Annotated in this window: 29 protein-coding genes; 1 reads left to right on the forward strand and 28 read right to left on the reverse strand. The window is 70.9% G+C overall.

Annotation, left to right across the window (positions count from 1 at the left end; genetic code table 11):
- Position 1: 1 nt before the first annotated feature.
- The 23 genes from ACIOWN_RS13580 to ACIOWN_RS13690 all read right to left on the reverse strand — a co-directional run bounded on the left by ACIOWN_RS13580 (position 2) and on the right by ACIOWN_RS13690 (position 19,331).
- A complete protein-coding gene (locus ACIOWN_RS13580; RefSeq protein WP_401982284.1) occupies positions 2 to 1,177 on the reverse strand; it encodes a siphovirus ReqiPepy6 Gp37-like family protein in 1,176 nt (391 codons plus the stop codon).
- An 11-nt stretch (positions 1,178 to 1,188) separates the two neighbouring features.
- Positions 1,189 to 2,169 (reverse strand): phage tail protein, encoded by a 981-nt coding sequence (locus ACIOWN_RS13585; protein ID WP_401982285.1) that lies wholly within the window; start codon positions 2,167 to 2,169, stop codon positions 1,189 to 1,191.
- Complete coding sequence (locus ACIOWN_RS13590; protein ID WP_401846623.1) at positions 2,170 to 6,105, reverse strand: hypothetical protein; 3,936 nt, start codon at positions 6,103 to 6,105, stop codon at positions 2,170 to 2,172.
- A gap of 136 nt (positions 6,106 to 6,241) precedes the next feature.
- A complete protein-coding gene (locus ACIOWN_RS13595) occupies positions 6,242 to 6,688 on the reverse strand; it encodes a hypothetical protein (protein WP_401846621.1) in 447 nt (148 codons plus the stop codon).
- Positions 6,689 to 6,699: 11 nt separating this feature from the next.
- Positions 6,700 to 7,212, reverse strand: a complete 513-nt coding sequence (locus ACIOWN_RS13600; RefSeq protein ID WP_401846619.1) for a hypothetical protein — start codon at positions 7,210 to 7,212, stop codon at positions 6,700 to 6,702.
- 1 nt (position 7,213) lies between these two features.
- Entirely contained in the window at positions 7,214 to 7,705 is a 492-nt protein-coding gene (locus tag ACIOWN_RS13605) for a hypothetical protein (RefSeq protein WP_401846617.1), read from the reverse strand.
- 1 nt (position 7,706) lies between these two features.
- Positions 7,707 to 7,871 carry a hypothetical protein gene (locus ACIOWN_RS13610; RefSeq protein WP_401982287.1) on the reverse strand — a complete coding sequence of 55 codons (165 nt, stop codon included), beginning with the start codon at positions 7,869 to 7,871 and terminating at the stop codon, positions 7,707 to 7,709.
- A 13-nt stretch (positions 7,872 to 7,884) separates the two neighbouring features.
- A complete protein-coding gene (locus tag ACIOWN_RS13615; RefSeq protein ID WP_391455457.1) occupies positions 7,885 to 8,337 on the reverse strand; it encodes a hypothetical protein in 453 nt (150 codons plus the stop codon).
- Complete coding sequence (locus tag ACIOWN_RS13620; protein ID WP_391455459.1) at positions 8,338 to 9,171, reverse strand: hypothetical protein; 834 nt, start codon at positions 9,169 to 9,171, stop codon at positions 8,338 to 8,340.
- A gap of 12 nt (positions 9,172 to 9,183) precedes the next feature.
- Entirely contained in the window at positions 9,184 to 9,822 is a 639-nt protein-coding gene (locus tag ACIOWN_RS13625; RefSeq protein ID WP_401846613.1) for a hypothetical protein, read from the reverse strand.
- Positions 9,822 to 10,226 carry a hypothetical protein gene (locus ACIOWN_RS13630; RefSeq protein WP_401982289.1) on the reverse strand — a complete coding sequence of 135 codons (405 nt, stop codon included), beginning with the start codon at positions 10,224 to 10,226 and terminating at the stop codon, positions 9,822 to 9,824. Before ACIOWN_RS13630 ends, ACIOWN_RS13625 begins: the two co-directional genes overlap by 1 nt.
- Positions 10,227 to 10,297: 71 nt before the next feature.
- Complete coding sequence (locus tag ACIOWN_RS13635; RefSeq protein WP_401846609.1) at positions 10,298 to 11,545, reverse strand: phage major capsid protein; 1,248 nt, start codon at positions 11,543 to 11,545, stop codon at positions 10,298 to 10,300.
- 66 nt (positions 11,546 to 11,611) lie between these two features.
- Positions 11,612 to 12,478: an HK97 family phage prohead protease gene (locus ACIOWN_RS13640; RefSeq protein WP_401846607.1), complete on the reverse strand. Its 867-nt coding sequence runs from the start codon at positions 12,476 to 12,478 to the stop codon at positions 11,612 to 11,614.
- The gene (locus ACIOWN_RS13645) at positions 12,478 to 13,797 is read right to left on the reverse strand and encodes a phage portal protein (protein WP_401846605.1); all 1,320 of its coding nucleotides are present in this window, start codon (positions 13,795 to 13,797) and stop codon (positions 12,478 to 12,480) included. The genes ACIOWN_RS13640 and ACIOWN_RS13645 overlap by 1 nt, the downstream gene beginning before the upstream one ends.
- A gap of 193 nt (positions 13,798 to 13,990) precedes the next feature.
- Positions 13,991 to 15,550 (reverse strand): terminase, encoded by a 1,560-nt coding sequence (locus ACIOWN_RS13650; protein WP_401982290.1) that lies wholly within the window; start codon positions 15,548 to 15,550, stop codon positions 13,991 to 13,993.
- A complete protein-coding gene (locus ACIOWN_RS13655; RefSeq protein ID WP_391455468.1) occupies positions 15,547 to 15,852 on the reverse strand; it encodes a hypothetical protein in 306 nt (101 codons plus the stop codon). The genes ACIOWN_RS13650 and ACIOWN_RS13655 overlap by 4 nt, the downstream gene beginning before the upstream one ends.
- 297 nt (positions 15,853 to 16,149) lie before the next feature.
- On the reverse strand, positions 16,150 to 16,590 hold the full coding sequence (locus ACIOWN_RS13660) for an AAA family ATPase (RefSeq protein ID WP_401846601.1): 441 nt from the start codon (positions 16,588 to 16,590) through the stop codon (positions 16,150 to 16,152).
- 309 nt (positions 16,591 to 16,899) lie between these two features.
- Complete coding sequence (locus tag ACIOWN_RS13665) at positions 16,900 to 17,286, reverse strand: hypothetical protein (RefSeq protein ID WP_401846599.1); 387 nt, start codon at positions 17,284 to 17,286, stop codon at positions 16,900 to 16,902.
- Positions 17,287 to 17,288: 2 nt separating this feature from the next.
- Complete coding sequence (locus ACIOWN_RS13670) at positions 17,289 to 17,537, reverse strand: hypothetical protein (RefSeq protein WP_401846597.1); 249 nt, start codon at positions 17,535 to 17,537, stop codon at positions 17,289 to 17,291.
- Positions 17,538 to 17,539: 2 nt separating this feature from the next.
- Positions 17,540 to 18,085, reverse strand: a complete 546-nt coding sequence (locus ACIOWN_RS13675; RefSeq protein WP_401846595.1) for a hypothetical protein — start codon at positions 18,083 to 18,085, stop codon at positions 17,540 to 17,542.
- Positions 18,086 to 18,087: 2 nt separating this feature from the next.
- Complete coding sequence (locus ACIOWN_RS13680) at positions 18,088 to 18,372, reverse strand: HNH endonuclease (RefSeq protein ID WP_358732263.1); 285 nt, start codon at positions 18,370 to 18,372, stop codon at positions 18,088 to 18,090.
- Positions 18,373 to 18,391: 19 nt separating this feature from the next.
- Positions 18,392 to 18,880 carry a hypothetical protein gene (locus ACIOWN_RS13685; RefSeq protein ID WP_391455482.1) on the reverse strand — a complete coding sequence of 163 codons (489 nt, stop codon included), beginning with the start codon at positions 18,878 to 18,880 and terminating at the stop codon, positions 18,392 to 18,394.
- Positions 18,881 to 19,052: 172 nt separating this feature from the next.
- Positions 19,053 to 19,331, reverse strand: coding sequence for a MerR family transcriptional regulator (locus tag ACIOWN_RS13690; protein ID WP_401846593.1), 279 nt, complete (start codon positions 19,329 to 19,331; stop codon positions 19,053 to 19,055).
- Positions 19,332 to 19,598: 267 nt separating this feature from the next.
- On the opposite strand from ACIOWN_RS13690, the gene ACIOWN_RS13695 reads away from it, so the two are divergent.
- On the forward strand, positions 19,599 to 19,997 hold the full coding sequence (locus ACIOWN_RS13695; protein ID WP_401846591.1) for a hypothetical protein: 399 nt from the start codon (positions 19,599 to 19,601) through the stop codon (positions 19,995 to 19,997).
- A gap of 108 nt (positions 19,998 to 20,105) precedes the next feature.
- Here ACIOWN_RS13695 and ACIOWN_RS13700 read toward each other — a convergent pair whose 3' ends face one another.
- The 5 genes from ACIOWN_RS13700 to ACIOWN_RS13720 all read right to left on the reverse strand — a co-directional run bounded on the left by ACIOWN_RS13700 (position 20,106) and on the right by ACIOWN_RS13720 (position 22,589).
- The gene (locus ACIOWN_RS13700) at positions 20,106 to 20,351 is read right to left on the reverse strand and encodes a MerR family transcriptional regulator (protein WP_401459839.1); all 246 of its coding nucleotides are present in this window, start codon (positions 20,349 to 20,351) and stop codon (positions 20,106 to 20,108) included.
- A 189-nt stretch (positions 20,352 to 20,540) separates the two neighbouring features.
- Entirely contained in the window at positions 20,541 to 21,269 is a 729-nt protein-coding gene (locus tag ACIOWN_RS13705) for a DNA-methyltransferase (RefSeq protein ID WP_401459841.1), read from the reverse strand.
- 281 nt (positions 21,270 to 21,550) lie between these two features.
- Positions 21,551 to 21,913: a hypothetical protein gene (locus ACIOWN_RS13710; protein ID WP_401846589.1), complete on the reverse strand. Its 363-nt coding sequence runs from the start codon at positions 21,911 to 21,913 to the stop codon at positions 21,551 to 21,553.
- Positions 21,914 to 21,978: 65 nt separating this feature from the next.
- Positions 21,979 to 22,161: a hypothetical protein gene (locus tag ACIOWN_RS13715; RefSeq protein WP_401846587.1), complete on the reverse strand. Its 183-nt coding sequence runs from the start codon at positions 22,159 to 22,161 to the stop codon at positions 21,979 to 21,981.
- On the reverse strand, positions 22,158 to 22,589 hold the full coding sequence (locus ACIOWN_RS13720) for a hypothetical protein (RefSeq protein WP_401846585.1): 432 nt from the start codon (positions 22,587 to 22,589) through the stop codon (positions 22,158 to 22,160). The genes ACIOWN_RS13715 and ACIOWN_RS13720 overlap by 4 nt, the downstream gene beginning before the upstream one ends.
- Between the last annotated feature and the right edge of the window lie 50 nt (positions 22,590 to 22,639).

Here is a 22,639-nt window from a genome sequence, read left to right on the forward strand (position 1 = left end):
GCTACCTCACTTCCAGTCGCCCGAGTCGGCGGCCCAGGTCTCGCACGGCGCGCACCGTGGCCGATGTCGTCGTCTTGTCGGAGTTGCCGACGACGGAGGTCACGACCTCGCCTTCGTCGGGGGTGGCCTCAAGCCGGATCGTCTGCACGACGTCGGCCACCTCAAGGCCCGTCGGCAGGGCGACGGTGACCTTGTCGCCGAGGAAGAAGTCGCGGCCGGCCTTGAGGTCCTCGGTGTCCACGGTCACCGTGGAGAGCGAGGCTTGGGGGTTGTCGTCGCCGAGGGCGAGCGTCCCAGCCTGGGTGAGCTCCCCGCCGAAGTCGTCGAGGGTGCCGGTCTTGTCGACGAGCTTCTCGACCCGGTACCAGTCGGCGGCCGCGCCGGAGGTGACCTCGACATAGACGCGGCGGTTCGGTGGGGTGGCCTGCTCGTCCGGGTCACCGCCGCCTTGGACCAGTTCCGAGGTGGCCAGTGGGCCGCCCAGTGTGAACCCGAGCCTGCGCAGGTTGCCGAGCCCTCGGGAGAACCGCGCGGTGGCCGTACGGTCCTTGGGCTTGTACACCCCGAACCGGATCTCGCTGCCGACCTGCCGCGTGCGGAACCCCAGCCGGTCGGTGGCGGCCGCCGTCCTGCAGGCGTCGAGCAGCGGCTCGAACCGTGTACTGAGGGATCGGCTGCCGCCGACGCCGGCGACGTCGTCGAGCACCAGGCGCTCGATGCGGCGGGCCGCCAGAGCGCCGGGCCCGCAGTTCTCATTCACCAACTGCCTGATGATCACCTCCGCGTTTGTGGCGGTGAAGGTCCGCAGTCGGTCAGTGATCGTGTCCTGGGCAGTGAAGGCCTTCGCGGGCTCGGGGTAGGTGAGGTAGCCGGCCACCCGCGCCAGGTCGTCACTCCAGCGGACGGTGACCGTGCCCGGGTCCGGATTCTGCTCCAGGTCCCACTCGTAGTCCTGTGGCTCCTCCATCGGTCCCGCACACCACACGCCTTTGTCCCGGACAACGACCATGCGGTGGCCGGGCTGTAGCAGCTCCATGACCTCCGGCCACGCCGGCAGCACCACCGACCCGGCGGCGGGGGCGTTGTAGTTGAGGTCGCAGGCGAGCTTGGTCCACTTGCTCAGCGGGTCGCCGAGGACGTTGAGGTTGCGGTCGGTGACCAGCAGTTGGACTGCCACGGCTCACCTCCTTACGCGGTCTCGTACCTCGGGTAGAACTCGAGGTCGACGGCGCTGCCGGGCCCGGAGCCGTCCAGCTGGAAGGTGACCGGGGTTGTGCCTGGGGGCAGCGACCAGAGCTCGGCCTCAGGCCAGTTGAGCCCGTTGATGAGGTTCTCGGCGGTGCCGGAGCGGACGCGCGGCGGGTCGGTAGAGATGGTCACGGTCTGGCCGGCGAGAAGCGGACCGCGCCCGGTCCTCGCCATATCGAGCGAGAATGAGGCGCCGGTGTCCTCCCGCGTGAACTGGATCTTCGACGCGGGGCCGGTGACCTTCCAGCCCGGCCACACCTCGACGTCGCCGGGATTGTCGAGGGTGGTGGCGCCCAGGACCTGGGAACTGGACACCGTCGGGTACGGCACCAGGTAGTCGGACTGGCTGCCGGTCTCGCGGTGCACCGTGACCGCCTGCGCGTCCACCCAGTACGGGTCTTCACACCACAGGGTGAGGATCGCGCTGTCCCAGGTGATACCGGTCGCGGCCTGCCCCCGTCCGTCCCAGCCGTCCCAGTAGTAGGTCTCGATCCACCGCATGGTGCCGTCGGGGCGGGCCACCTCCAGCCTGCCCGGCGGCCGCCGATCGCCCGGCCCGAGCCGCAGGGTGCGGGTGAAGGCCCGGCCCAGGTCCCGCCAGTTCTCTGTAAACACGAGGTGATCGCGGCCCTTGACCAGGACCGGCCAGACGATCGTCCGCGGCTGCGGCTGGACATGCCGCAGCCGTGCGCCGCCCCGCGGGTGCGGATCCGACGTGATCGTGTACTTGGCCGCCCCCAGGCCGGACACGCCCTCAGCGAGGGTGTACCAGTCCGCGGTGAGGTCGGTCATCGGCCACCGGGTCCCGGTCGGGTCGACGTAGGTGATCGACGCGAACCCGACCTCCGGGACCTCGATCGGCGGCGGGATCTCGATCGGCGGCTGGACCGGGGTGATGACCGGTGCTGTGATCAGGGGCATTTACCGGGGCCTCCCCACGCGCTGCCGCGCTTCCTCCTGCCGCTGCAGCAGCCGCAGGTCCTCCACATCGATCACGGACTTGCGCGGGTACAGGTTGTACGTCACGGGCGGCTGGTCACTGGCCACGGCCCGCGCGGCGACCGCCGGCGCTGCGGGCAGACCGGGCCGTGCCGCCGCACGGCCCACCGGCAGCCGGACGGAGTTGAGGTCGTCCATGAACTTCACGCCGTACCGAGCGACCGCGGCGGCCTTGACCATGTACTCGCCCGTCGACCCCCACAGCGGGATGCTGTCCGACGTCGACGTGCCCGGGCCCTGCAGCAGCCCGCCCCCGGCGAGCTTGATGCCGCGTTCCTTCATGTCCTTCACGAACGCGGCGCTGCCGGGGATGGCCTTGATCTGCTTGGCGTAGAGCGGCGCGAGGTGCGCGATCATCGGCCAGCTCACACCGGCCGCCACCACGTCCGCCACCGTGGCGCCCTTCTTCCCGGACAGCGCACCCAGCAACTGCGAGGCCGCCGCCAGCTCATCCGAGCTCAGCAGCTTCTCGTTGGCCTTGACCGCTGCGTTGGCCTTCTTCGCCGCCGAGGGTGACTTGACCGCCGCGGCGGCGATCGCCATGGCGTCCGCGTCGCCCTGCCCCGCCAGCTGCATCGCCAGGTCTCCGTAGCCGGAGGCCGACAGCTTCAGCAGGTTGTCCTGGAACGTCTTGCTGCCGCTGGTCGTGGTGCTGAGCTGCTTGGTGTAGTCGGCCAACGTGGCCTTGGCGGAGGGCGCCAACTTCTTCAGATTGTTGACGACGTCGGTGAACTGCTTGCCCGTCGCCTTGGCGAGCGAGGCAACGAGGGCCCGCCCCGACTCGCCCATGTCCCGCAGGATCGACTCGACGTCCGCGCCAGCCTTCTTGCCGATCTTCTGCAGGTCACGCTCCCACGCCTCCGACTTCTTGACCGCGTCCTTCAGGTTCGCCGAGTAGCCGGTCAGGCTGAACCCCGAGGCCTTCGTTCCGGCCTTCAGGCCCAGCGCCCGGTCCGCCTCGTTCACGGCCTTCCGGGCGTCGGCCACTGCCTTCCGCGTCGCCGCGGTGCTGTGCTTCGCCTGGTCCCGCAGGGCCTTGTTGAGCTCGGCCCACGCCTCCTTCAGGCGCTGCATGTCCTGGTCGTACCAGCCCGCCACCGTCGACGTGGAGATCCTCGCCGCCGACGACCCGGTCGGCGAGTACGTGAACCCGCCGCCCGCGAGCCCGCCGGCGGCATACCCCGCCGCCCGGACCAGCGACGGGTTCAACACGCCCTGGTTGACCGCGTCCAGAAAGGCCGTGCCGTACTTACTCACCGACGACGACCGGACCACGTACTCGGTGTCCGAGACGCGGGCCACCGCCCCGGAAGCGAGCAGCGCGAGGATGCTGTCCGACTGCGGACCGCCGGGCCCCGAGATGTAGCCGCCGTCCGGGAAGAACTGGACGTCGCCGCCGCCGGCGTAGCCGCGCACCCGGCCACCCGAGGCGTGCTCGAAGATCCTGCCGGCGCCAGTCCTGGAGACCGCCGCCCGCGCCTCGGACGACCCGGTGATGTACATGTGCACGCCGAGCTGGACCGTTTTGTTGCGGAGGCTGCCGAGTTCCAGTTTCGCGAGGTCGATCTTCCGCTGCAGGTCGCTGATCTCCGCGAGCACCTTCGCCCGGCGGGAGTCCGGCACGCTCTTCAGCTTGTGCTTGGCGTCGGCGAGTTTGCCCTCCAGGTCCTCCAGGTTGCCCTTCAGCCGGGCGGTCTTGTCCGGGGTCTTGAGGATCTGGTCCGCGAGGGCCTTGGCCTGGGACTCGTTGAGGCCCATCTGCTGGGCGTTGGCGATGAGCTGCTGGCGGCCGCGCTCGTAGATCCCGTTGACCTCGGACCAGGACGCGCCCGACTCCCGCGCGGACGCCGCGGCCTCGTCCGTCTTCGAGGCCAGATCATTCAGGGCGGTTGCGGCCGCGCGCTGCTTCTCCGTGGTGAGGACGAGCTCCCCGCCCTGCATCTTGAGGACACCGTGGTTTTTCTTGGCCGCCGCGGAGGCCGCGTCGATCGCAGCCTCGAACCCGATCATGCCCGACAAGCCCTGCCGGTTGACGTCGTTGAGCGCCTGGATGCTCTGCCTCAACCCATCCGTGCTTCGCTTCTGCTCATCCAGCGTCTTCTGTACGGCCTGCGCCTGCGCACCGAACAGGCCCATCGAGTCGGCGGCTAGCTGCTGTTCCAGAGCCTGCCCTGCGAGAGCGTCCTTGTAGTCGTCCAGCCGGGAGGTGAGGTCGTCGACGTCGCCGCCGCCCTTGCGGTACTGAGTGGTCATCCGCTCCAGCGCAGCTGCCGCCAGGTCGGCGTTGCCGCCCTTGACAAGGTTGGCGAGCGCCTTGTCGACTCCGTCGAGGTCCTCCTTGGCCTTGGCCATGGAGTTCGAGTCCGACGTGCCCACGGTGAAGAGCATGTTCATGAAGTCGTTGAACTTGTCCATACCGGAGCCACCGCCGGCCACGCGGTCGACCGCCGCGGCCAGCTGGTCCATGTCCTTGCCCATCACCCGCGCAGCCTCGCCCGTGACCCGTCCGGTGCGGCCCAGAGTGGCCAGCGACGTGGTCAGCTTGTCGACATCCGGGGGCGTCGACTTGCCGCGCTGCCGGAGCTCCGTGAGCGCTATCAGCAGCAGGCCCAGCCCCGTGCCGGCCATCGCCAACTTCGCGCCGCGGGACAGTCCGCCGATCGCCGCGGTGACCGCGCCGAGAGCGCCGGGCGCCCCGGCCGCCGACGTGCGGATCGCCATGAGCTGGGTGCCCACGGCGAGGAGCGCCGCCTTGGCCGTGCCCACCCCGACCGCGGCGAGCTGCACCGCGCGGATGGCGATGGCGAGTTGGAGGAGCAGGGCGATGCCCTCGGGCGGGACTGCGGAGATGATCCCGGACAGGGCGTTGACGATGTCGAGCATGCCGACGCCGATGTCGGAGCCGGCGTCGAGGACGTGGACCAGCGCCTCGCCGACGTGCCCGAGCGTCTCCCACACTGCGGGGCCGTTGTCGCGGCAGTAGTCCATGAACCGGGCCAGCCCGCTGTTGTCGAGCTCGCCCGCCTGTGCCTTGGCGAGGAAGACGGTGAGCCCGTCCACGCCGTCCTGGAGGGTGCGGTTGGCGAACGTGGTGACCCTGTCGGTCATCCGGTCGAATCCCGGCGTCTCGACGGCGCCGCCGAGCATGGTGAGCAGCCGGTCGAACTGGCCTGCTGCGCCCTTGGCCAGGCCCGTCGTCTTGGGCAGCAGCGCGTTCGTGATCGCGATGCCCTTGTTCACGGGGGCCATGACGTCGCCGGCGAGGTCGTCGGACCAGTCCGCGAAGTTCTCCTTGAGCAGCCCGACCGCGACCGCGGCCTCCCGGGTGGCGGGCGGCAGGTCCTTGAGCGTCTTCAGGTAGTCGGCCTGCGCCTTGGCCGCCTCCTGCGAGGTGGCGCCGGACGACTCCACCGCGTTGTCGTACGCCTCCTGCGCGGCGATGGCCTCACCGATGGCGCCGATCTGCGGCGCCAGCGCGAGCCCGAACGCGGCCGCGGACAGGGCGACCGCGCCGAGCTGCGTGGCGAGCGCGCCCGCCGTGCCTGCGAGGCCGGCCGCCATCGGGATCGCCGCCGGCAGCAGGCTGATCAGGTTCGTCTTCAGGGACTCGCCGAGCTTGCCGGCCTCGTCGCGCAGGTTGGCGAGCGAGTCCCGGGTGCCGTGCGAGGAGTCGCCCAGGCGGCGAGCCGCCTCGTCGGCTGACAGGAACCGTCCACGCAGGTCGCGCAGTTGACCGTCGGCGTCGGCTGCGATCCCGGACAGTCGCAGCCGCAGCCGGTCCGCACTGTCCCCCGTCCCGTTCATGACGCGGGACAGTTCATCGCGACCGGACAACGTGAAGGTGAGACGCTCGGACACCGCCGGTCACCTCCTCACCGGCTGATGTGCTGGTTGATCCAGGCGACCGCTGACTCCAGCTCGTCAGCGGACAGGTAGTGGATCTCCCACGGGCGGATGTGCAGGTAGTGCGCGAGCAGCCACCGGTATTGGGCGATCAGCCCTCGGAGCCCTTGGGGGCCCGCGCCAGGTGGCCTTTTCCCACGGCTTCGAGCGCGGCGGTGACGTCGTCCCGGTTGTGGGCGAGCTTCCGCATGTGCGGGATCATCGCGTCGATCGCGGAGTCCTCGCCCTTGGCCAGGGCTTCAGCCAGGATGTTCGACAGGACCTCGTCCATCTCCGCCCGCTCGAGGCGCGCCTTCAGCCGGCGCCGCCACCCCGGGACGTCGAACTCGGTGAACTTGAGGTCCTTCTGCTCGCGCCGGCGGACCGCCCACAGCACGGCCCGCATGCAGGTGGGGTCCTGCGCGCGCAGGCGGTCCTCGATCGCCCGCCACGGGACGTCGCCCACGGCCTCCTCGATGTGGGCGGACTCGATCGCGGACAGGTCATCGGTGGACACCTGCAGCTCGGTGCCGTCGTCCTGCACATAGGTGATGATCATGATCGTCTCTCTTACTGAAGGTCCCGGCGCACATCGCCCAGGACGCGCTCGACTTCGGCCCGCATCCGCGGCTCACCCGCGCGCACGGTCCGTGTCCACCACCCGGCTGGCCGCGCCCACTGGGTCGCCCAGCGCCTGCGGTGGCCGAACACCTTGTGTCGCAGGCGGCCCTCGTCGATCCGATTCGGGACGCCGCGCGCGCCGGGCTCCAGCCGACTGCTGTCCATCCACACACGGGCGCCGGGGTTGGCGCCCTGGCGGACGCTGATCCGGACCCCACCCGCGAGCATCGCCCTGAACGGGCGCGTCGTCGGCGAGGGGCCGCCACGCTTCCCAGCCTTGCGGCCCTCGCTCACCAACGGCTGGTGACGGATCGCACGCTGCAGATCCTTCTGCAGCGGCTCGGCCGCCCGGCGGATGCGACGGGAGAAGTTCTGCCGCAGCCGCGGCCCGCCCGCCGTGCGCATTCGCCGTGACAGCTCGAGCAGCTGCCCGGTCCCCAGGACCCGTACTGGCCCCGGCATGTCAGCCGCCCGACACTGTCGGAATCGTGACGTTCTCGGCCGGCTCGCTGGTGATGGCGAACTGGCACATGATCTGTGCCGCCTGGTCCAGCTCGCGGACCTTGGCCTGCGAGGTGACCTGCGTCGGGAAGACGTCCATGGTCTGGCCGGGCTCGTCGCCCTCGTCCATCCACACGACGTTCCCGGTGGCCTCGCGCACCAGCAGGGTGCGGACGTCGTCACCGTCCTTCGACGCCCATAGAGTCAGCGACGAGTCGGCGGCCGTGATTTCGCCGCCCACCGTCGGCGTGAACCGCGAACCGAGCGCCGGGGTCGGGACGGTGCCCGAGGTGGTCTGCCAGCCGGCCATTGCGCCGGTCTCGCCCTCCAGCGCCGTCCCCGCGTCGAGCTCCGCCCGGGTCGGCGCGAGCTTGTTGACGATCACCGGCACCCACAGCACCTTCGTGATGCCGCGCCTGTAGTACCGCGTCGACGGCTGGATCGGAGTCGCCATGTCAGTTGTTCCCTTCCTCTGCCCGACGGCGGCCCTTCGCCGCGGCCGTGTCCTTACCGGGCTGGCCGTCTACGGTCTGCCAGCCGGACCTCTCGTACTGCGGTACCGAGATCTCCGGGACCTCGATCTCCGGCTCGATCCCGTCGTGCCTCATCCGCACGCCCACGGCGCGCTCCTCTCTACGTGAAGGCGCTGCCGGCCACCGTCAGCAGCAGCCGGGCGTGTGCGCCCTGTTCGGTCTGGTCCTGCACCAGGCGGGTGGTGCCGATGGCGGCCTCCACCGCGAGCAGGCCGAGGTTCGGGCTGGCCGACAGCCAGGCCACGACCCGTTCGGCAATCTCGTAGGCGCGGCGGCGGGCGGCCACGATGTCCGTGTCGCCGCGGTTGACGATCGCCGCCACGGTGATCTGGAACGTCTCATCGCGGCGGGTGCCGAGGCCGGTCCAGCCGCCGATGGACTCGGCCGCCTCGAAGTCGCCGGACGGGTCACCGTCGAACCCGACGACGAGCCACTCCATGGCCGCGGAGTCCGTCACCTGCGGGCCGTCCGCGACCACCACGCCCTTCAGCAGGCTGTCCGCCTGCCCCAGCGCGACCAGCGCCTCGATCACTTCGGGTACACGTGAACCCATCTACGCCAGTCCTGGGGGTTGTCGGTCCGGGTCGAGCATCTGCACGGCCCGGTTGGGAATCGCGTAGCCGAGGCCGGGGATCGGCTCGGTCACGCTGTAGTCGTCGCTGCTGCCGGCAAGGGCCCCGCTGCGGCCCGGGCGCTGAGTGCGCCACAGGTGCTGGAGGATCAGCCGCGCGGCCGCCGTGATGTTGTCTGCGATGAGCAGCCGGCCCGCCGTGTAGGAGACGCGGAGCGGCCCGTGCAGCAGACCGCCGTCGCGGCGGGTGATGATCCCGGCCGGGCCGTCCACGTTCAGCCAGTCCGGCGGGTACGAGGACCCGCCATCGAGGAGCGGCTCAACCGCCGTCACCGTCAGTACCGGTGGTCGCCGCAGGGCCAGCGCACGGACCACGCCGACGTGGTGGTCTTCCGTCACCCGCCGGACGACGACGGGGCCGGTGAAATGCTCCACCGCGCTCGTCGTCGCGTTGATCCAGTAGCGGATCTCGTCGTCATCGCTGGTGCCGCTGTTGCCCTTGTAATTGAGGTGTTCCCTCGCATCGGCCAGGGACAGGATCGCCGGGGGCTGCTCGGGCCGGACGTCGAGGACGTCGGTGTACGCGTAGGCCGGGCCGCCGAACAGCCACCGCACCGTGTGCCGGCCGGGCTGCTCGGTGACGTAGTCGGCCACGTACTGGCCCGTCTGCGCGGGCGGGTTGACCACTGCCGGGGTGGCGGTGGTGCCGTCCGGCAGGGTGACGGTGACCACCGCGGTGTCCGCGTCGGCCAGGGTGCCGTCCGGGTCCCGGCACTGGGCGGTCAGGCGCGCGGTCGCGCCGAGGTCGTACGGCACCGCTCGCCTCCCCTACCAGTCGCGGGTCTCGGGCGCGTCGGCCCGGCCCCCGCCCCGCGAGTAGTCCGCCGCCGTCGCCCGGCCGCCAGCCGCGGCGTCCCGCGCCCGTGCGGCCTCGAGGACCTGCTCCCGGGCCTTGGAGATCCCGGCCCGGTTCTGCCCGGCGGCCTCGGCGTCCAGCACGCGCAGCGCCTCCCGCTCTCCCACCCCGTCGAGGTAGGCGAGGACCTCGCGGTTGCTGTGCTCGCTGGGATCGAACAGCGGCGTCTCCACCTCGGCCTCCTGGTCGTCGACGTCGCCCGGCTCTGCGGGGTCGCCCGGCTCCTCCGGGTCGGGCACCGGGGGCACCGGCAGCCGTACGGTGACCGACCACCGCGACCAGGACAGTCCGTTGTCCTCGCCGTCCGGCGGATCGCAGTCCTCGACGACCGCGTCGACGACCTCGAGCTCCTGGCCGTCCTCGCCGACGACGAGCGGTATCCGCTCCCCGTCGGCCACCCGCGCCGGGCTGCCGCTGCCGTCGTCGGCGAGGACCGCGCGGTGCCCGTCCGCCCACGAGGCCGCCGCCTCCTCGCTCACCTCGACGACGTCGCCGGGCGCCCACGAGAAGTCGGCGCCGGCGATCGCCTCGAGCACTCTGATCCGCGGCATCAGGCGTGCACCGCCGATGCCGTGCGCGGGTTGCCGAGCAGCACGATCGCCCCGTACGTCCCGCCGGTCGTCGCCCCGGTCACGCTCACCGAGACCCGCAGGAACCGCCGGGTGCCCTTGTAGCCGATGGCGCGCACCTTGCCGCTGTCGGCCGCCACGAGGGCGGGCTTGCTGCCCTGCAGCTGGCTGGCGGCGACCGGCGTCCAGGTGGAGTCGTTGTCGGACTCCTGGACGTCGATGGTGTGGGTGCCGTCGGTGATCGTCCCGGCGTGCACCAGGATCAGAGCGTCCTGGTACACGGCGCCGCCAGCGGCGAGGTCGACGCTGGTCCCGTTCGCCGAGGCGGAGCGCACGCTGGCCGCCAGGGCCACCCGCGCGGCCGTGTTCGAGTACGCGTCCCTCACGACGCGCTCCTTCCTGTGAAGCCGACGGGCCCGGGCAGCAAGGCTGCTCCGGGCCCGTACTGGCGGATCGGTCAGGTGGCCGAGTGCTGGTACAGCCGGATCGCTGCCGCGTCCTGGATCGCACCGTCCATGCGGGCGAACCCGAGGAACGCGACCTGGAGGAACTCGGCGTACCGCTCGACGAGGCGCAGCGTCTGCACGGCCTGGACCTGACGGATGACGTAGCCGGCCTTGAAGTCACCGAACGCGATCGTCTTGTTCCCGGCGCCGGGCTCCGGCATCGAGTTGTCGAGGTCGTACGCGAAACCATTGATCGTGGCCGGGAACCCGGGCGCGGGGATCGGGACCCACAGCGGCCGCTGCTGCGAGTCCTTGAGCTTCCGGATCACCTTCAGGCTCAGGTCGTGCAGCAGGTACCGGGCGTTGGCCCTGTAGGCGCTGTCGACGCTGTGCTCGAGGTCGATCATGTCGTCGTAGGTGATCGACGTGGTCTGGCCGTTGGCACCGACCTTGCCGACGACCGCGCCGGTGGTCAGGCCCTGGGGCTGGTTCACGCCGTTGCCGGTGGTGAACGCGCGGGCTGCCCTGCGGCCGATGCGCTCGCCCAGCTTCTTCGGCACCCACGTCTCGAGGTCGAATGCCGAGTCCTGCAGGAGCGCCATCGACAGCTTGACCTGCTTGGAGCTGAAGATGTGCGCCTTCAGCGTCTTCCCGCCGAGCTCCAGGTCCTGCTCGCCCGCGGGCTGGTTCTCGCCGAGGAGCTCGCCCTCGTTGGCGGTGTCGTCGTTGGTCGGCCACTTCAGGTCCGCGCCCGTCGACGTGGTGATGACGTCGGCCAGACCGAGCAGGCCGCCGAAGGCCCGCATCGTCTCGGTCATCAGGTTGCGGAACTCGTCCGGCACGGTGAACCCGCCGGCGGTGTCGATGCCCGCACCCATGGCGCGCATGTCGACCTGGTGGTCCATCATCAGGTTCCGCTGGTCCGGGGTGAGCCGGTCCATGCCGCCGCGCAGGTAGATCCCGAACGCCTCGCCGTACCGCTGCGCCATCTCCTCGGCGTCGCCGCCGCGGCGGTCGTTGTCGGGCTCGCCGGTGGTGGACACGATCTGGCTGCGGTCGATCGTCTGCAGCTGCGCCATCCGGTTGAGGCGCTCGATGTCCCCGGAGACGACGGTGAGCCGCTGCTCGGCCTGGTCCCAGTTGGTCCGCTCCTCGGCGGTCAGGTCCCGGTTCTCCGTCTCGGCTGCGGTCTGGATGTCCTGCATCCGCTGCCACAGCGTGTTCTGCTCGTCGATGAGCCGCCTGAGCTGCACGCTCATGTCGGTTCCTTCCAGGCATGGCGGAGGCCCCACACAGTTGGTGCGGGGCCTCCGGGGTGAGTGTGGTTACGCGCAGGCCTTGGGCAGCCCGTAGCGGGCGGCCAGTGCCCTCATGCGGAGTGCGCGCGCGGCATGGTCGCTCCGAGTGGTCTCTGCCGGCTCGGTGATGTCCGCCGCCGCGGCGGTCTCCGTGGTGCTGGTCTCGCGAGTGGACTCACCCGGCTCGCTGCCAACTGCCTTACGTTCTGGTGCTGTGGTCCCGGCGGGCCGCTCAGCGCCTACCAGCTGCAGCAGGTCCCGCAGCTCCGGCCGCCACTGCGCACGCCGCTCGATCGCCGCCTGGTCGCCGCGCTGCACGAGCGCCGAGGCGACGCTGGCAAGCTCGGCCTCCGTGTCCTCGTACGCGGGGAACGTCACCGCGCTGACCTCGATGAGGCGGACCTCGAGGATCCGCCGCACCTCCACCTCAGCCGGCCCCTCCGAGGTGTCGATCGTCTCCGTCGACCACTGGTCCTTCAGGACGTAGAAGCCGAAGCTCATGCCGGTGATGTTGCCGTTGCGGACGTTCGCCTTCAGGTCCGACACGTACGACAGGCCCTCGTCGAGGGCGGAGTCGACGGCCAGGCCTCGCGTGTCCTCGGCCAAGGCCAGCGAGCTGGCCGACACTCTCGACACGACGTAGTACGAGTCGTGGTCGATCAGCATCCGCGCGTCACCCTCGGTGAGGGTCTTGGTGAACGCGCTCGGGGCGATCTCCTCGTAGAACCCCCAGCGCAGCGGATTGCCGATCGCCGTACGGGAGTTGAACACCGCGGCGTACCCGTGGAACCGCTCGCCGGCGTCAACGCCCTCGTCCGCGCGGATCGCGACACCCGCCGTTGCGAGAGGCAGGCGGCGGCGCTCCTCCGTCGTCGTCCTCGTCAGAGTCCTCATCAGGAACCTTCCTCATCGTCGGGGGTCAGCATCAGCCGCTGCGCCTCCGCCATCAGCGCGGCCGCCCGCGCCTTGTTCGACCCCGCCGCCGGCGCCTCGCTGCCCGCCGCGGACGGGCTGTAGCCGAGGGGCGCCATGTACATCGGCTGCAACCGCAGGTCGCCCTCTGGCCCCTCAAGCGGCGGCTTGTCCTCAAGGTCGAGGATGTCGTTCGCCGAGTAGGCGCCCACGTCCCGCATCGCTCGGTAGAACGTCGCTCTCGCCGCTGAGTCGCCCCGCAGCAGACCGCCCATCTGGTACTTCGCGTACTGCGTCGGCGGCAGCAGCTCCTTGGTGATCCGCTGCTCAGTCGGCGTCAGCCACGTCGGGTTCAGGTCGAAGGTGACCCAGCCCTGGGCCTGTTGCTCCAGCCCGGTGCCCCACGACGTGCTCTTCTCGGTGGACATCAGCAGGAACGGAGGCACCCCGAACATGCGGGCGATCTCCACCACTTGGAACTGTCGGCTCTCCAGGAACTGCGCGTCCGTGTTCGGCATGGCGACGGGCTTGTAGGAGGCCCCGGAGTCCAGCACAGCGATCTCATGGGAGTTGTGGACCCCGCCCATCTTGGCCTTCCACCGCTCCTTGAGTCGGGCCGCTTGGTCCGGATCAAGGCGCTGCTCGGTCTGCAGCACGCCGCCGATCATGTTGCCGTTGCCGAACAGCCGTGCCGCGCTCTTCTCGGCGGCCTGCGCGAGCCCGATCCCCTGCATCGCCAGCCGCACGGGCGAGCAGCCGGTCAGCCCGTCGTAACCCAGCCCGGGGATGTGAAGAACCTCGTACGGCGTCAGCACATGCCGCACGCCCCAGTCGTCCGTGACGTCGAACAGCTTCCCGGACGGGTTGGCCTCGCTGGGCCTGACCCGGTCCACATGCACCCGGTCAGCGGAGATCGGCCACAGCTCCCGGATCTGCTTCGCCCCGTCCCGCACCTTCTGGATGTACGTGTTGCCCCACAGCACCCGGTATGTGAACGCGAACCGCCACAGCTCCACCGGTGTCAGGTCCGGGTGCGGGTTCCGCAGCAGGTCAGAGCGCTCCTTCGTCTTCGTCTCGTCCTTGTACACCGGCAGCGGCAGCGCCGACGACACTCCGGCGATCAGCGACACCGCCCGCCACACCGGCGACGCCCGCAGCGCCGACGTCTCCGACACCGACACCCCGGCATCCGACTGCACCCCGCCGAGGAACTCAGCCAGAGCGGCGGAGGTGAGCGGCTGCGTCGGGCTCTCCAGCCCCCGCCTCGCCCTGCCCTCGAAGAGGCCAAACAGCCCGCTCACTGCCGCTCACCCCCCGCCGCATCCCCACCGCGCCGCGCCCCAGCGGCACGTCTGTCGGCCAGCGCACGCTCGCACGCCAGCACCCCCGCCAGCCCGCCCAGCACCAACGCCGCCGGTACGTTCACCAGCGCCACCCCCGCCAGGACCAAGACGACGAACGCGACCTCGCACGCCAGCAGCACTCTCCTTGGCGTCACCACAGGTTCGGCGCCCCTTCCTCCGGCTCGACGTCGTGGAACATCTCCCACCCCCACACCGCGTTCGTGGCGGACACGAGCGGACTGATGTCGACACCGTCCGACTTCCGCGCCCATGCCCATGCGTCACCCAAGTCCCGCTTGCGCGCGCCGGCGAGCGCCGCGGTCAGGTTCGACTGCCCGAGGTGACGCAGCGTGCCGGTCCCTACGCGGTCGTAGAACTGCCCGCAGGCCTGCGCCAGCTGACGCACCTTCGGGGAAACCACCAGGTGAGAGCGGTCCTCACGCTGTGGGTTGTCCTCGTACGTCAGCGCCTTCTTCAGCGCCGGCACCAGCGTGCCGGCCGGGCCGCCCTCGTCGATCACCCACGCGCACGGCCCCCACTTCTGGTCACGCTCGGTAGCCCAGGCGACGACCCAGTCGGTACCGGGCTCGTGCCGGACGACCTCGGCGTGCACCCCGTCACCGGACGCACCGGCCACGGAGATCGACGCCCACGTCCGCTCCGGGTTCACGTCGATCGCGAACGCCACCGGGTCCCCAGGCCGCGAGCGCTGGTCCTCGACGGCGTCCCACTTGTCCTTGGGGATGACCTGCCACGTCTCGTCCGCGACCTCCGGGTAGTCGCCCACACCGAGGCGCTCGCGGTCGAACAGGTCCGGCCGCATAGCCCGCATCTCCTGCCGCACGTACGCGGTCCGGATACGGATCCCCAGCGCTGGGTTGGCCCGGGCGAACGACCGCTCGTCGTCACGGTCGTCGTGCGCCTCGCACACGATCCGGCCCTCGGGATCGGCCGGGCACTCCTTGACGTGGTGGTCGATGGAGAACTCGATGTAGCACAGCGACGGGTCCGGCGGGCCGTTCTCCGCCATCGCCCGGGCCCGCAGCAGCGCCAGCTGCTCGCTCTCGTCGCCCAGCCCCGCCGACCCGGTGAAGATCAGTTGCGGGTTGTGCCGGGCCGATAGCACGGGCATCAGGGCACCCACGGGGGCCGCCCGCAGCTTCATGCCCTCGTCCATGATGACCAGGTCGCCGGAGAACCCCCGGCCCGAGTCGCCGCCGCGCGCCAGGAAGCGGATGCGGGCGCCGTTGAAGAACTCGAAGCCCTCCTCGCCGTGCGAGCGGCGTGCACGCTTGACCCGGCGGCTCAGGTCGTAGGAGCCCTCGAAGATCTGGTCCAGGCGCAGGAACGACTCCTGCGCGGTGTTGAACTGGTGCGCCGTGTGGATGACGAGCTTCCCGCCGAACAGGATGACCTCGCCGAGCTGGCGGGCCTCGAGGAAGCCGCCCTTGCCGTTCTGCCGGGCGACGTTGAGTACCGCCTCGAGCGACGTCCACCGGCCGTCGTCGTCCTCGGCGAGGGAGTGGTGCAGGGAGAGCTGCTGCCACGGGTCCAGCTTCAGGTGGGCGCTCTCGGCGAGCTCGATGCACTCCTGCCCCGCGGGCGAGCGGTAGTCCAGGGCGACCTGGTCCTCGGTGCCGTCCCACCGGCCGGTGTCGACGCGCCGGTACCAGGGGACGGACAGGATCCGCGGGGTCTGGCAGCCGATCACCCGGTGCCCTTACCGGCCCGAGGGGAGAGCCGCTGCGCGCGCCGGGCGTTGAGCTCGTCGATCTTGTCGCCGCGCTCCTTCGGGGGAGCGGCTGCGACCACCACGGCCATGGCCTGGCGCAGCTCGCGGGCGGCAGTCGCGGCGGCCTTGGTGTCGGGGGCCGAGTCGACCTCGGCGGCGAGCCGGAGGGCGGTCGCGGCCATGGCGGTGGAGGTGGGGTCGACGCCGAGCTCGTCGAGCTGGGTGGTGGTCGCCGCGGCGACGGCGCCGCGGCGGAGGCGCCGCTTCGGAGTGTCACCCATCGGGCATCACCCCCTGTAACCGGACAGACAGTGACGCAACGTGACGGGTGATCCGTAACGGAGCGTAACCATACAGATGGTGACGGAGCGTCACTAATTCATTCGAACTCGGTTCGGGCGGATTAGGATCTCCGCTGCGGGGAGAGAACCGGGCGACAAGGGCGTTTGGGTCGCCCACCCTCGCCCTGAACTTTTGATCCACTCTCCCGCCCCGGCCCATGATCCACTCGCGGCCGCGGCCCGGACGAAGATCAACGTCGGGGCCGGCGGCGCCCCCGGGCCGGCCCTCGCCCAGGGTCACCAGTCCCGGGACGCCTGGACCGTGACAGGGCGTGACCCGCCCTTCCGGTAGGTCCGGTACCAGCGAGTGACCACGCGGTCCATGCCCTCCGAGCGCATCGTCCGCACGCGCTCGCGCACGACGTCTTCGCCCGGGTCGACCACCACGATCCGGGCACCGAGGCGCTGGTACTTGGCCCTCGCCTTGGGGCTGGGCATGGTGTGGATCAGGTAGACGTCGACCTCGTCCAGGTGCCTGACCGCCTCATCGATGGCGGCGAACCGGGCACGCTGCGCGACCCGCTGAACCAACGGATCGTGGTTCCACTGGGGCGCGCCAGGACCTGTGAGGGCGAGGGCGATGCGGTCCAGGTCGATGACGATGTCACGCGCTGTCGCGTGCGCTTGGATCCACGAGCTCTTGCCCGCGGCCGGCGGGCCGGTCACGACGTAGAGCACGGCGCTTCACCACATCGGCAGCAGTACGGCCCGACGCATCCGCAGCAGCGGTCTCGCAGTTCCTCGTCGTCCACGATCACCGCCTCCGTGTGTGGCACCAAGCGTGCCTGCAGTCGATCAGGGTTGGGTCGCTGTACGAGTCCGTGAAGCTGGCGGGCGGAGCACTCGGCTTCATGCCGAGCTGGCGCTCTAGCCGACTGGTGACGGCGTGTGAGGCTCGGTCGTGGGTCGGGCAGCGCCGTGCAATGCGGTGCAGCAGGCCGGTGACGACGTACAGCACTCTGCGTCACCTCCGGCCCGGGGCTCGTCTCACCCGGGGTATGGGCGTTTGATCAGGTCCCTGATGGCCTTCTGGCCGGCGGCGTCGGGGTGCTGGTTCGGCTGCTCGGTGCTGATACGCAGTACGGGTTCGGGTGGCAGGTAGAAGTCGGCGAGGGCGCGGGCGACGTGGGCCCACATCTCGGCGAGTGCGCGGGCCTCGGCGGACCGGGCGCTGTAGGCCTGGGCCAGGCCGCGTTCCTCGGCCACGCTGTCGCGCAGATACCGGCTGCCGGCGTTCTTGCGGGCGTAGTCCTCGTGCTGCACGGCCTGTTCGTACAGGGCCTGGGCGACCTGGGCCGCGCCGACGGCTTGAGTCTGGGCGTGGCGGTGCTGCTCGGCGAGCCAGTCCGGGAAGTCCTGTGCTTCTTCGCTCATGGTCACCATGTCCTGGGGTGCGGGGCGGGGCGGGCGATGCAGGTCCAGTTGTGCCGTCGCAGGAGGCGGCAGGCGAGCCGGCCAGGGATGCGGGCGACGGCGCTGCGCGGGTCGTCGAGGACGCTTCGGATCTGGCGTTCCAGGCCCTTGGCGCCGGGCCGGTACCAGCGCAGGACGCGGGGCGGCCGCGTGCGCAGGGCGGTGACGATACGTGCCTGCAGCGTGGCGAGGTCCTGCTCGTGCTTGCTCACGGTCACCGGCCCTTCGGGTGGTCGCGGCGGCCGCGGCAGGTGACGTTGTGCCAGCCGAGGCGGCAGGCGATGCGGCGTGGCACGACGTAGATGAACTCGCGGGGCTCGCCGATGAGGTAGCGCAGCCAGTAGGTGAGGCCGGTGGCGGCGTGGCTGTACTGCCACCAGCGTGGTGGTGGCGGGGCCTGGCGTGGGGTGAGCTGGTGCCTGTCGCTCACGGTCACCGGCTCCTCTTGGTCGTCGCCGCCTCGTTTGCTGGCGTGCAGGGCCCAGTCGCTGCCGTCCCAGGCGTCGGCCACCGGGACGGTGTGGCGTCCGAGTTGCAGCGCGGCGACGATGCGGTGGTGTCCGTCGACCACTGAGTGGTCGTTGAAGTCGAGTCGGACGGGCGGGAACAGCCCGGCTTTGATCTCGGAGCGGATGCGCGCCAGACGGCGTGGGTGGTTCTTCTCCAGCCAGGCTCGTTCCTCGTCCCAGCCGGTACCGTCGCCGTTGGTGAAGCCCTGGAGCAGGTCCGCGAGAGCCATCTCCGTGCACCGGTCGCTCATGGTCACCACCTCCGTGAGGTTCGGGCCATGGGCTGCGTGATGCGGTTACCGCGGGCGCTGTTGCAGCGGCGGTGCGCGCTGCGGGCGTTGGCGGGGTTGAGGAGGTCGCCGCCGAGGCTGAGTGGCATGGCGTGGTCGAGGGTGAAGGCCCAGCGGGAGCGTTGTGCGGCGGCTCCGGTGAGGCTGTAGTCGATGGGTTGGCCGCAGCGCCAGCAGGGCAGGCCGAGGGCGCGTTGCTGGGCGCAGAGTCGGCGGTAGGGGCGCCCGTTGCGGGGATTGCCGGCCACGGGCGCCACCTCCCCTGGGTCAGGGCTGCTCAGCCTCGCTGTCGAGTTGCGCAGCGAGAGCGTTGAACGCGGTGACGTACTGGTTGGCAGCGCGCAGGGTCGCGTTTTCGGGGGTCACGTTGTAGGTCTGGGCTGCGCCGTTGCCGAACGTGACGTTGATGACCGCGGCGCCCTTGTTCTTGCGCCCGGTGGCGGCGGCGGACACACCGAGCGTGGCAGCGCCGGCGACGAGCCGAGTGGCTGTCCAGCCCTTGTGCGCGCCTGCGTTGATGAACTCTGCGTGCCCGCCGCGGATGGGGCCGAGCGTGGTCTCGCCGAACTTGGAGCTGGGCCACGAACGCATCATCGCCGCGGTGTTGAGGGTCTTCTCGGCCGGGTGTGCGCTCCGCCACTGGCTGAGGGCTTCCTTCTCGGCCTGCCTGTTGGCGGCCCACTCTTCGCGCTGCCTGCGCTTCTCTGCCCGACGTGCTTCCTTCTGCGCGGCCTTCTCCGGGTCTCTTCTGAACACGATGTCCCCCCAAGGACACGTAGGTGCTGAAGGGGCATCATCGGCTGTATGGGGGCGCTGTGCGTGGTGTGTGGCCGTTCTGTGACGTGGTCCCGCTGCCCGGTACCGGGCCCGCGCCGCGGGCGTTGGGGCGCACGCGGGGGCTTCCGGCCGCCTCACCGGGCAGCGGGAGCTATCGGGTGGGGATTCCGGCCAGGCGCAGGGCGCGGTTGCGGGTGGCTTTCTCGGCGCGGGCGAGGTCGGCGAGGGCGTACAGGGGGTGGCCGCGTTCGTCGAGGCCGCAGGGCTTGAGGTGGCCTCTGCTGGCCCACTGGCGGACGGTGGCGGGGGTGACCTCGGCGGCGCCGGCGGAGACGAGTCGGCGCCAGGCGGTGGCGCGTTGTGCGGCCTCGGCGGGGTCGGGGCTGCCGGCGTCGGACAGCTTGGTGACAGTGAGGGATGTGCGGGGCATGGCGGTGATTCCACCGGGTCGTGGTGGGTGCGGGTCTGTCTACCTGTCACAGATCGGTCACTTCGGTCCGTAGCAGCGCGCACGCTGCCAGGGTGTGCGGGCATGGGACTGAAGAGAACTCTTCTGATGGTGACGGCCGTTGGGCTCGCGTGCGCGGGATGCGGCAGCTCGAACTCGGACGGTGAGAGTGCGGAGCCGAGCCGGAGTCCATCGACGAGCGCGGCGCCGAGCAAGCCGCCGACGTCTGCTCCGGCGCCAAAGCCATCGGTGAGTGAACCGTCAATATCGCCTTCCGCAGAGGCGAGCAGCCAGGCACCCAAGCCGAAGCCCAAGCCCAAGCCCAAGCCCAAGCCGTCGCCCACGGAGGACGCGCTGTTCCCCGGGCATACGGTGCGCCAGACCGACGACAGTGTGATCGCGTCCCGTGGGTCGTGGGGCAAGGGATGGCCGTGGAAGACGTCGAACGTGGTGATGGCGTGCAGTGACGCGATCAACGGTGGCGCCTACCTGAACGCGGCGGACGGTGAGAACTATCTGCTGACCGGGACGATCGCGCGACCGGGGTTCGTGAAGGGCAACGCGGGCGTGCTGTTGTGGGACATGAAGGACGAGGGCGCTTACGCGGAGTGGCTGGACGCGGGGGAGGAACTCTGTCCCGCAGGCTGATGGTGGTGGGGCGCCGCCCGGGTGTTGGGGCACCCGGGCGGCACCCTTTCCGCCACCCTGCCGCAGGTGGTCTGTGAGGCCGACTGTCCCGTCGTCGGGCAGCGGGGGTTATCGGGTGGGGATGCCGACCAGGCGCAGGGCGCGGCTGCGGGTTGCCTTCTCGGCGCGGGCGAGGTCGGCGAGGGCGTACAGGGGGTGGCCGCGTTCGTCGAGGCCGCAGGGCTTGAGGTGGCCTCTGCTGGCCCACTGGCGGACGGTGGCGGGGGTGACCTCGGCGGCGCCGGCGGAGACGAGTCGGCGCCAGGCGGTGGCGCGTTGTGCGGCCTCGGCGGTGGTGAAGCGGAGGAGGTGCATGGCGCCTCCGTTCTGTTCTGGCTATGCCGCAGCCCCGGGCCGTGGTGGTCCGGGGCTGCGGGCCGGTGCGCGACGTCCGGCAGTTACGGCGCTGGTGATCATCAAATGGGAGCCGATGGGCACACGTGTGCTACTGGTGCGAGTGTGACGCTAAGTGGCGATCTTGTCCAGCCAGGGGCCGGCGGCTGCTCATGCGGCGGTTTCGGCGAGCCGGGTACGCGTGGTGTCGGCATACTGGGCGGACTGCTCGATGCCGATGAAGTCGCGGCCTTCGAGGAGCGCGGCGACGCCGGTGGTGCCAGATCCGGCGCACCAGTCGAGGACGGTTCCGCCGGGCGGGACGATGCGCACCAGCTGCTGCATCAGCTCGATGGGTTTCTGGGTGACGTGGCGGCGGGCGGCGCCGCGGGGTTGACTGCCGGTGAAGTGGCCAGGCAGGTAGACGGGGTCGTTGCCGGGGACCATGGCACCGTTGCTGCCCCAGACGATGAACTCGCAGTCCTGCTTGGGTCTGCCGGGCTGGGGCCGGGCCAGGGGCTTGTGCCACACGGCGACGCCGCGCCAGGTGTAGCCGGCGGCCTGCAGGGCGTCGGTGGTGGCGGGGAGCTGGCGCCAGTCGGTGAAGACGAGTGCGGCACCGCCGGGGCGGGTGAGCCGGTAGCAGTGGGCGAGGTTGAGAGCGAGCCAGGCGGTGTATGAGCGCTGGTCGCGGTTCTCGCCGGTGAAGTCGCCGAGGTCGAAGCCGTGTTCGCGGCCGCCGCTGGTCATGTACTTCTCGCGGGCGGTGCGGCTGGTGCGTTCGGTCATGGTGCGGCCGCCGGAGTTGTATGGCGGGTCGCAGATGACGGCGTCTATGGGGTCGGTGAGGGTGGGCAGGACGGTTAGGGCGTCGCCGTGGAGCAGTGTCCAGTTGGGCATGGGGTTTCTCCTCCGGTGCGGTCGCGTGCGCCGTGGTGGCGAGCGAGTCGGTGCGTGGATGCCCATGAGTGTCTGATGGGAACAGGTGTTCGTGCACCGTGCGTCCGGGGGGCCGTTGGGGGGAGGCTCGCGAGGAGGGGGTGCGGTCTACCCGGCTGCGCCGGTAAACGCAGCGACCCGCCCTGCTTCGGGTGCAGGGCGGGTCTGTGAAGCGCCGACCGGGACTGTCGGAGTTACTGCCACGGGCAGTGTGCCACGGACCTGTGACAGGCGCCTGCCTCTCAGCGCTGAGCGTCACCAGGCGTGCGGGTGTGCAGCTCGGTGACTCCGGCGTCGGACAGCCAGAACAGGCGGCGCCGCTCCTCGAAGGGGAGGCCGGGCGCGGCGGCCGGTGCGTCCTCGCTGATAGTGAAGGCGCGGCCGGCGTCGGGCCTGGTCGGCAGGGTGCCGTCCGGCGCCTCCAGCGTCAGGGCCACGGAGCGTCCGTCGGCGGCGACTTCGGCGCTCACGACCTTGCAGCCGCCCTCGACAGGACGTCCTCCGATCGTCATGGGGACGCGCGCGCCGATCATGCGGTCGAACGCGCCGGGGCGGAACGGCGCCCCGGACTCCGGCCTCATCTGCATCTCGAAGCGCTGCGTCACTGTGCCTCCCGGTCTGGTGCTGGCAGGGACAGCGTGGCACGGCAGAGAGCGGAGGCGCGCCCCTTTCAGTGCTGGGCATCCCACACAGTGCGGAAGGCCTCGGCCTCCACGTCCTGAACCTCTTCGCCATCGAGCAGCCAGCGCCAGCAGCCGTCGATGAACTGCTCGCGCAGGCTGCGGGTGCTCACGTCGACCTGGTCGATCTCCTTGACGAGCCTGCCGTCGCAGAACGTCTCGCGCCGGATCACTGCTGCTCTCCTGTGGCCTTGCGGTACCCGCGCCGGTTGGCGAGGGCCTTGGTGGCGGTGGCGCCGGTCCAGCGGTTGGTGCCGCCGTCGGCGCTGTCGGGGGCCGGCCAGCGGCCGCGGGTGCGGTCGGCGCGGATGGTGCCGGCGGTGATGCCGACGCCGGCGGCCTCGAGCTGGCGGGCGGTGTAGAGGCGGGTGGGCTCGAGCTGGGGGACGGCCCGGTCGACGTGGTCGCGGAGGAAGGCGTCGATGGCGGCGGGGTCGTACAGGGTGTGGCGGCCGCGCCGCTCGGGCAGGGGGGCGGGCCAGGCGGGGTGGCGGCTGTAGGTGTGGCGCAGCGTGGTGACGGGGCGGCCGGTGCGGGCGGCTGCCTCGTCGAGGGTCTCGGGTTCGCGGCGCGGCTCGGGGGTGGCCGTGCGGTCTACCATGGGGGCCTGTCCTCCTGTTGGGGGATGGATCGGACCGGTAAGGGTTTCGC

This window comes from Streptomyces sp. NPDC087787 (assembly GCF_044743035.1).
In the GTDB taxonomy this organism is placed as follows: domain Bacteria; phylum Actinomycetota; class Actinomycetes; order Streptomycetales; family Streptomycetaceae; genus Streptomyces.

Excerpts from the sequence above, each read along its gene's own strand:
- ACIOWN_RS13600 (WP_401846619.1), bottom strand. The coding sequence starts at position 7,212 with ATGCCGGGGCCAGTACGGGTCCTGGGGACCGGGCAGCTGCTCGAGCTG.
- ACIOWN_RS13700 (WP_401459839.1), bottom strand. The coding sequence starts at position 20,351 with ATGCACCTCCTCCGCTTCACCACCGCCGAGGCCGCACAACGCGCCACC.
- ACIOWN_RS13675 (WP_401846595.1), bottom strand. The coding sequence starts at position 18,085 with ATGAGCGACCGGTGCACGGAGATGGCTCTCGCGGACCTGCTCCAGGGC.
- ACIOWN_RS13615 (WP_391455457.1), bottom strand. The coding sequence starts at position 8,337 with ATGGGTTCACGTGTACCCGAAGTGATCGAGGCGCTGGTCGCGCTGGGG.
- ACIOWN_RS13625 (WP_401846613.1), bottom strand. The coding sequence starts at position 9,822 with ATGCCGCGGATCAGAGTGCTCGAGGCGATCGCCGGCGCCGACTTCTCG.
- ACIOWN_RS13690 (WP_401846593.1), bottom strand. The coding sequence starts at position 19,331 with ATGCCCCGCACATCCCTCACTGTCACCAAGCTGTCCGACGCCGGCAGC.
- ACIOWN_RS13635 (WP_401846609.1), bottom strand. The coding sequence starts at position 11,545 with ATGAGCGTGCAGCTCAGGCGGCTCATCGACGAGCAGAACACGCTGTGG.
- ACIOWN_RS13595 (WP_401846621.1), bottom strand. The coding sequence starts at position 6,688 with ATGATCATCACCTATGTGCAGGACGACGGCACCGAGCTGCAGGTGTCC.
- ACIOWN_RS13720 (WP_401846585.1), bottom strand. The coding sequence starts at position 22,589 with ATGGTAGACCGCACGGCCACCCCCGAGCCGCGCCGCGAACCCGAGACC.
- ACIOWN_RS13585 (WP_401982285.1), bottom strand. The coding sequence starts at position 2,169 with ATGCCCCTGATCACAGCACCGGTCATCACCCCGGTCCAGCCGCCGATC.
- ACIOWN_RS13655 (WP_391455468.1), bottom strand. The coding sequence starts at position 15,852 with ATGGGTGACACTCCGAAGCGGCGCCTCCGCCGCGGCGCCGTCGCCGCG.
- ACIOWN_RS13665 (WP_401846599.1), bottom strand. The coding sequence starts at position 17,286 with ATGAGCGAAGAAGCACAGGACTTCCCGGACTGGCTCGCCGAGCAGCAC.
- ACIOWN_RS13640 (WP_401846607.1), bottom strand. The coding sequence starts at position 12,478 with ATGAGGACTCTGACGAGGACGACGACGGAGGAGCGCCGCCGCCTGCCT.
- ACIOWN_RS13605 (WP_401846617.1), bottom strand. The coding sequence starts at position 7,705 with ATGGCGACTCCGATCCAGCCGTCGACGCGGTACTACAGGCGCGGCATC.
- ACIOWN_RS13705 (WP_401459841.1), bottom strand. The coding sequence starts at position 21,269 with ATGCCCAACTGGACACTGCTCCACGGCGACGCCCTAACCGTCCTGCCC.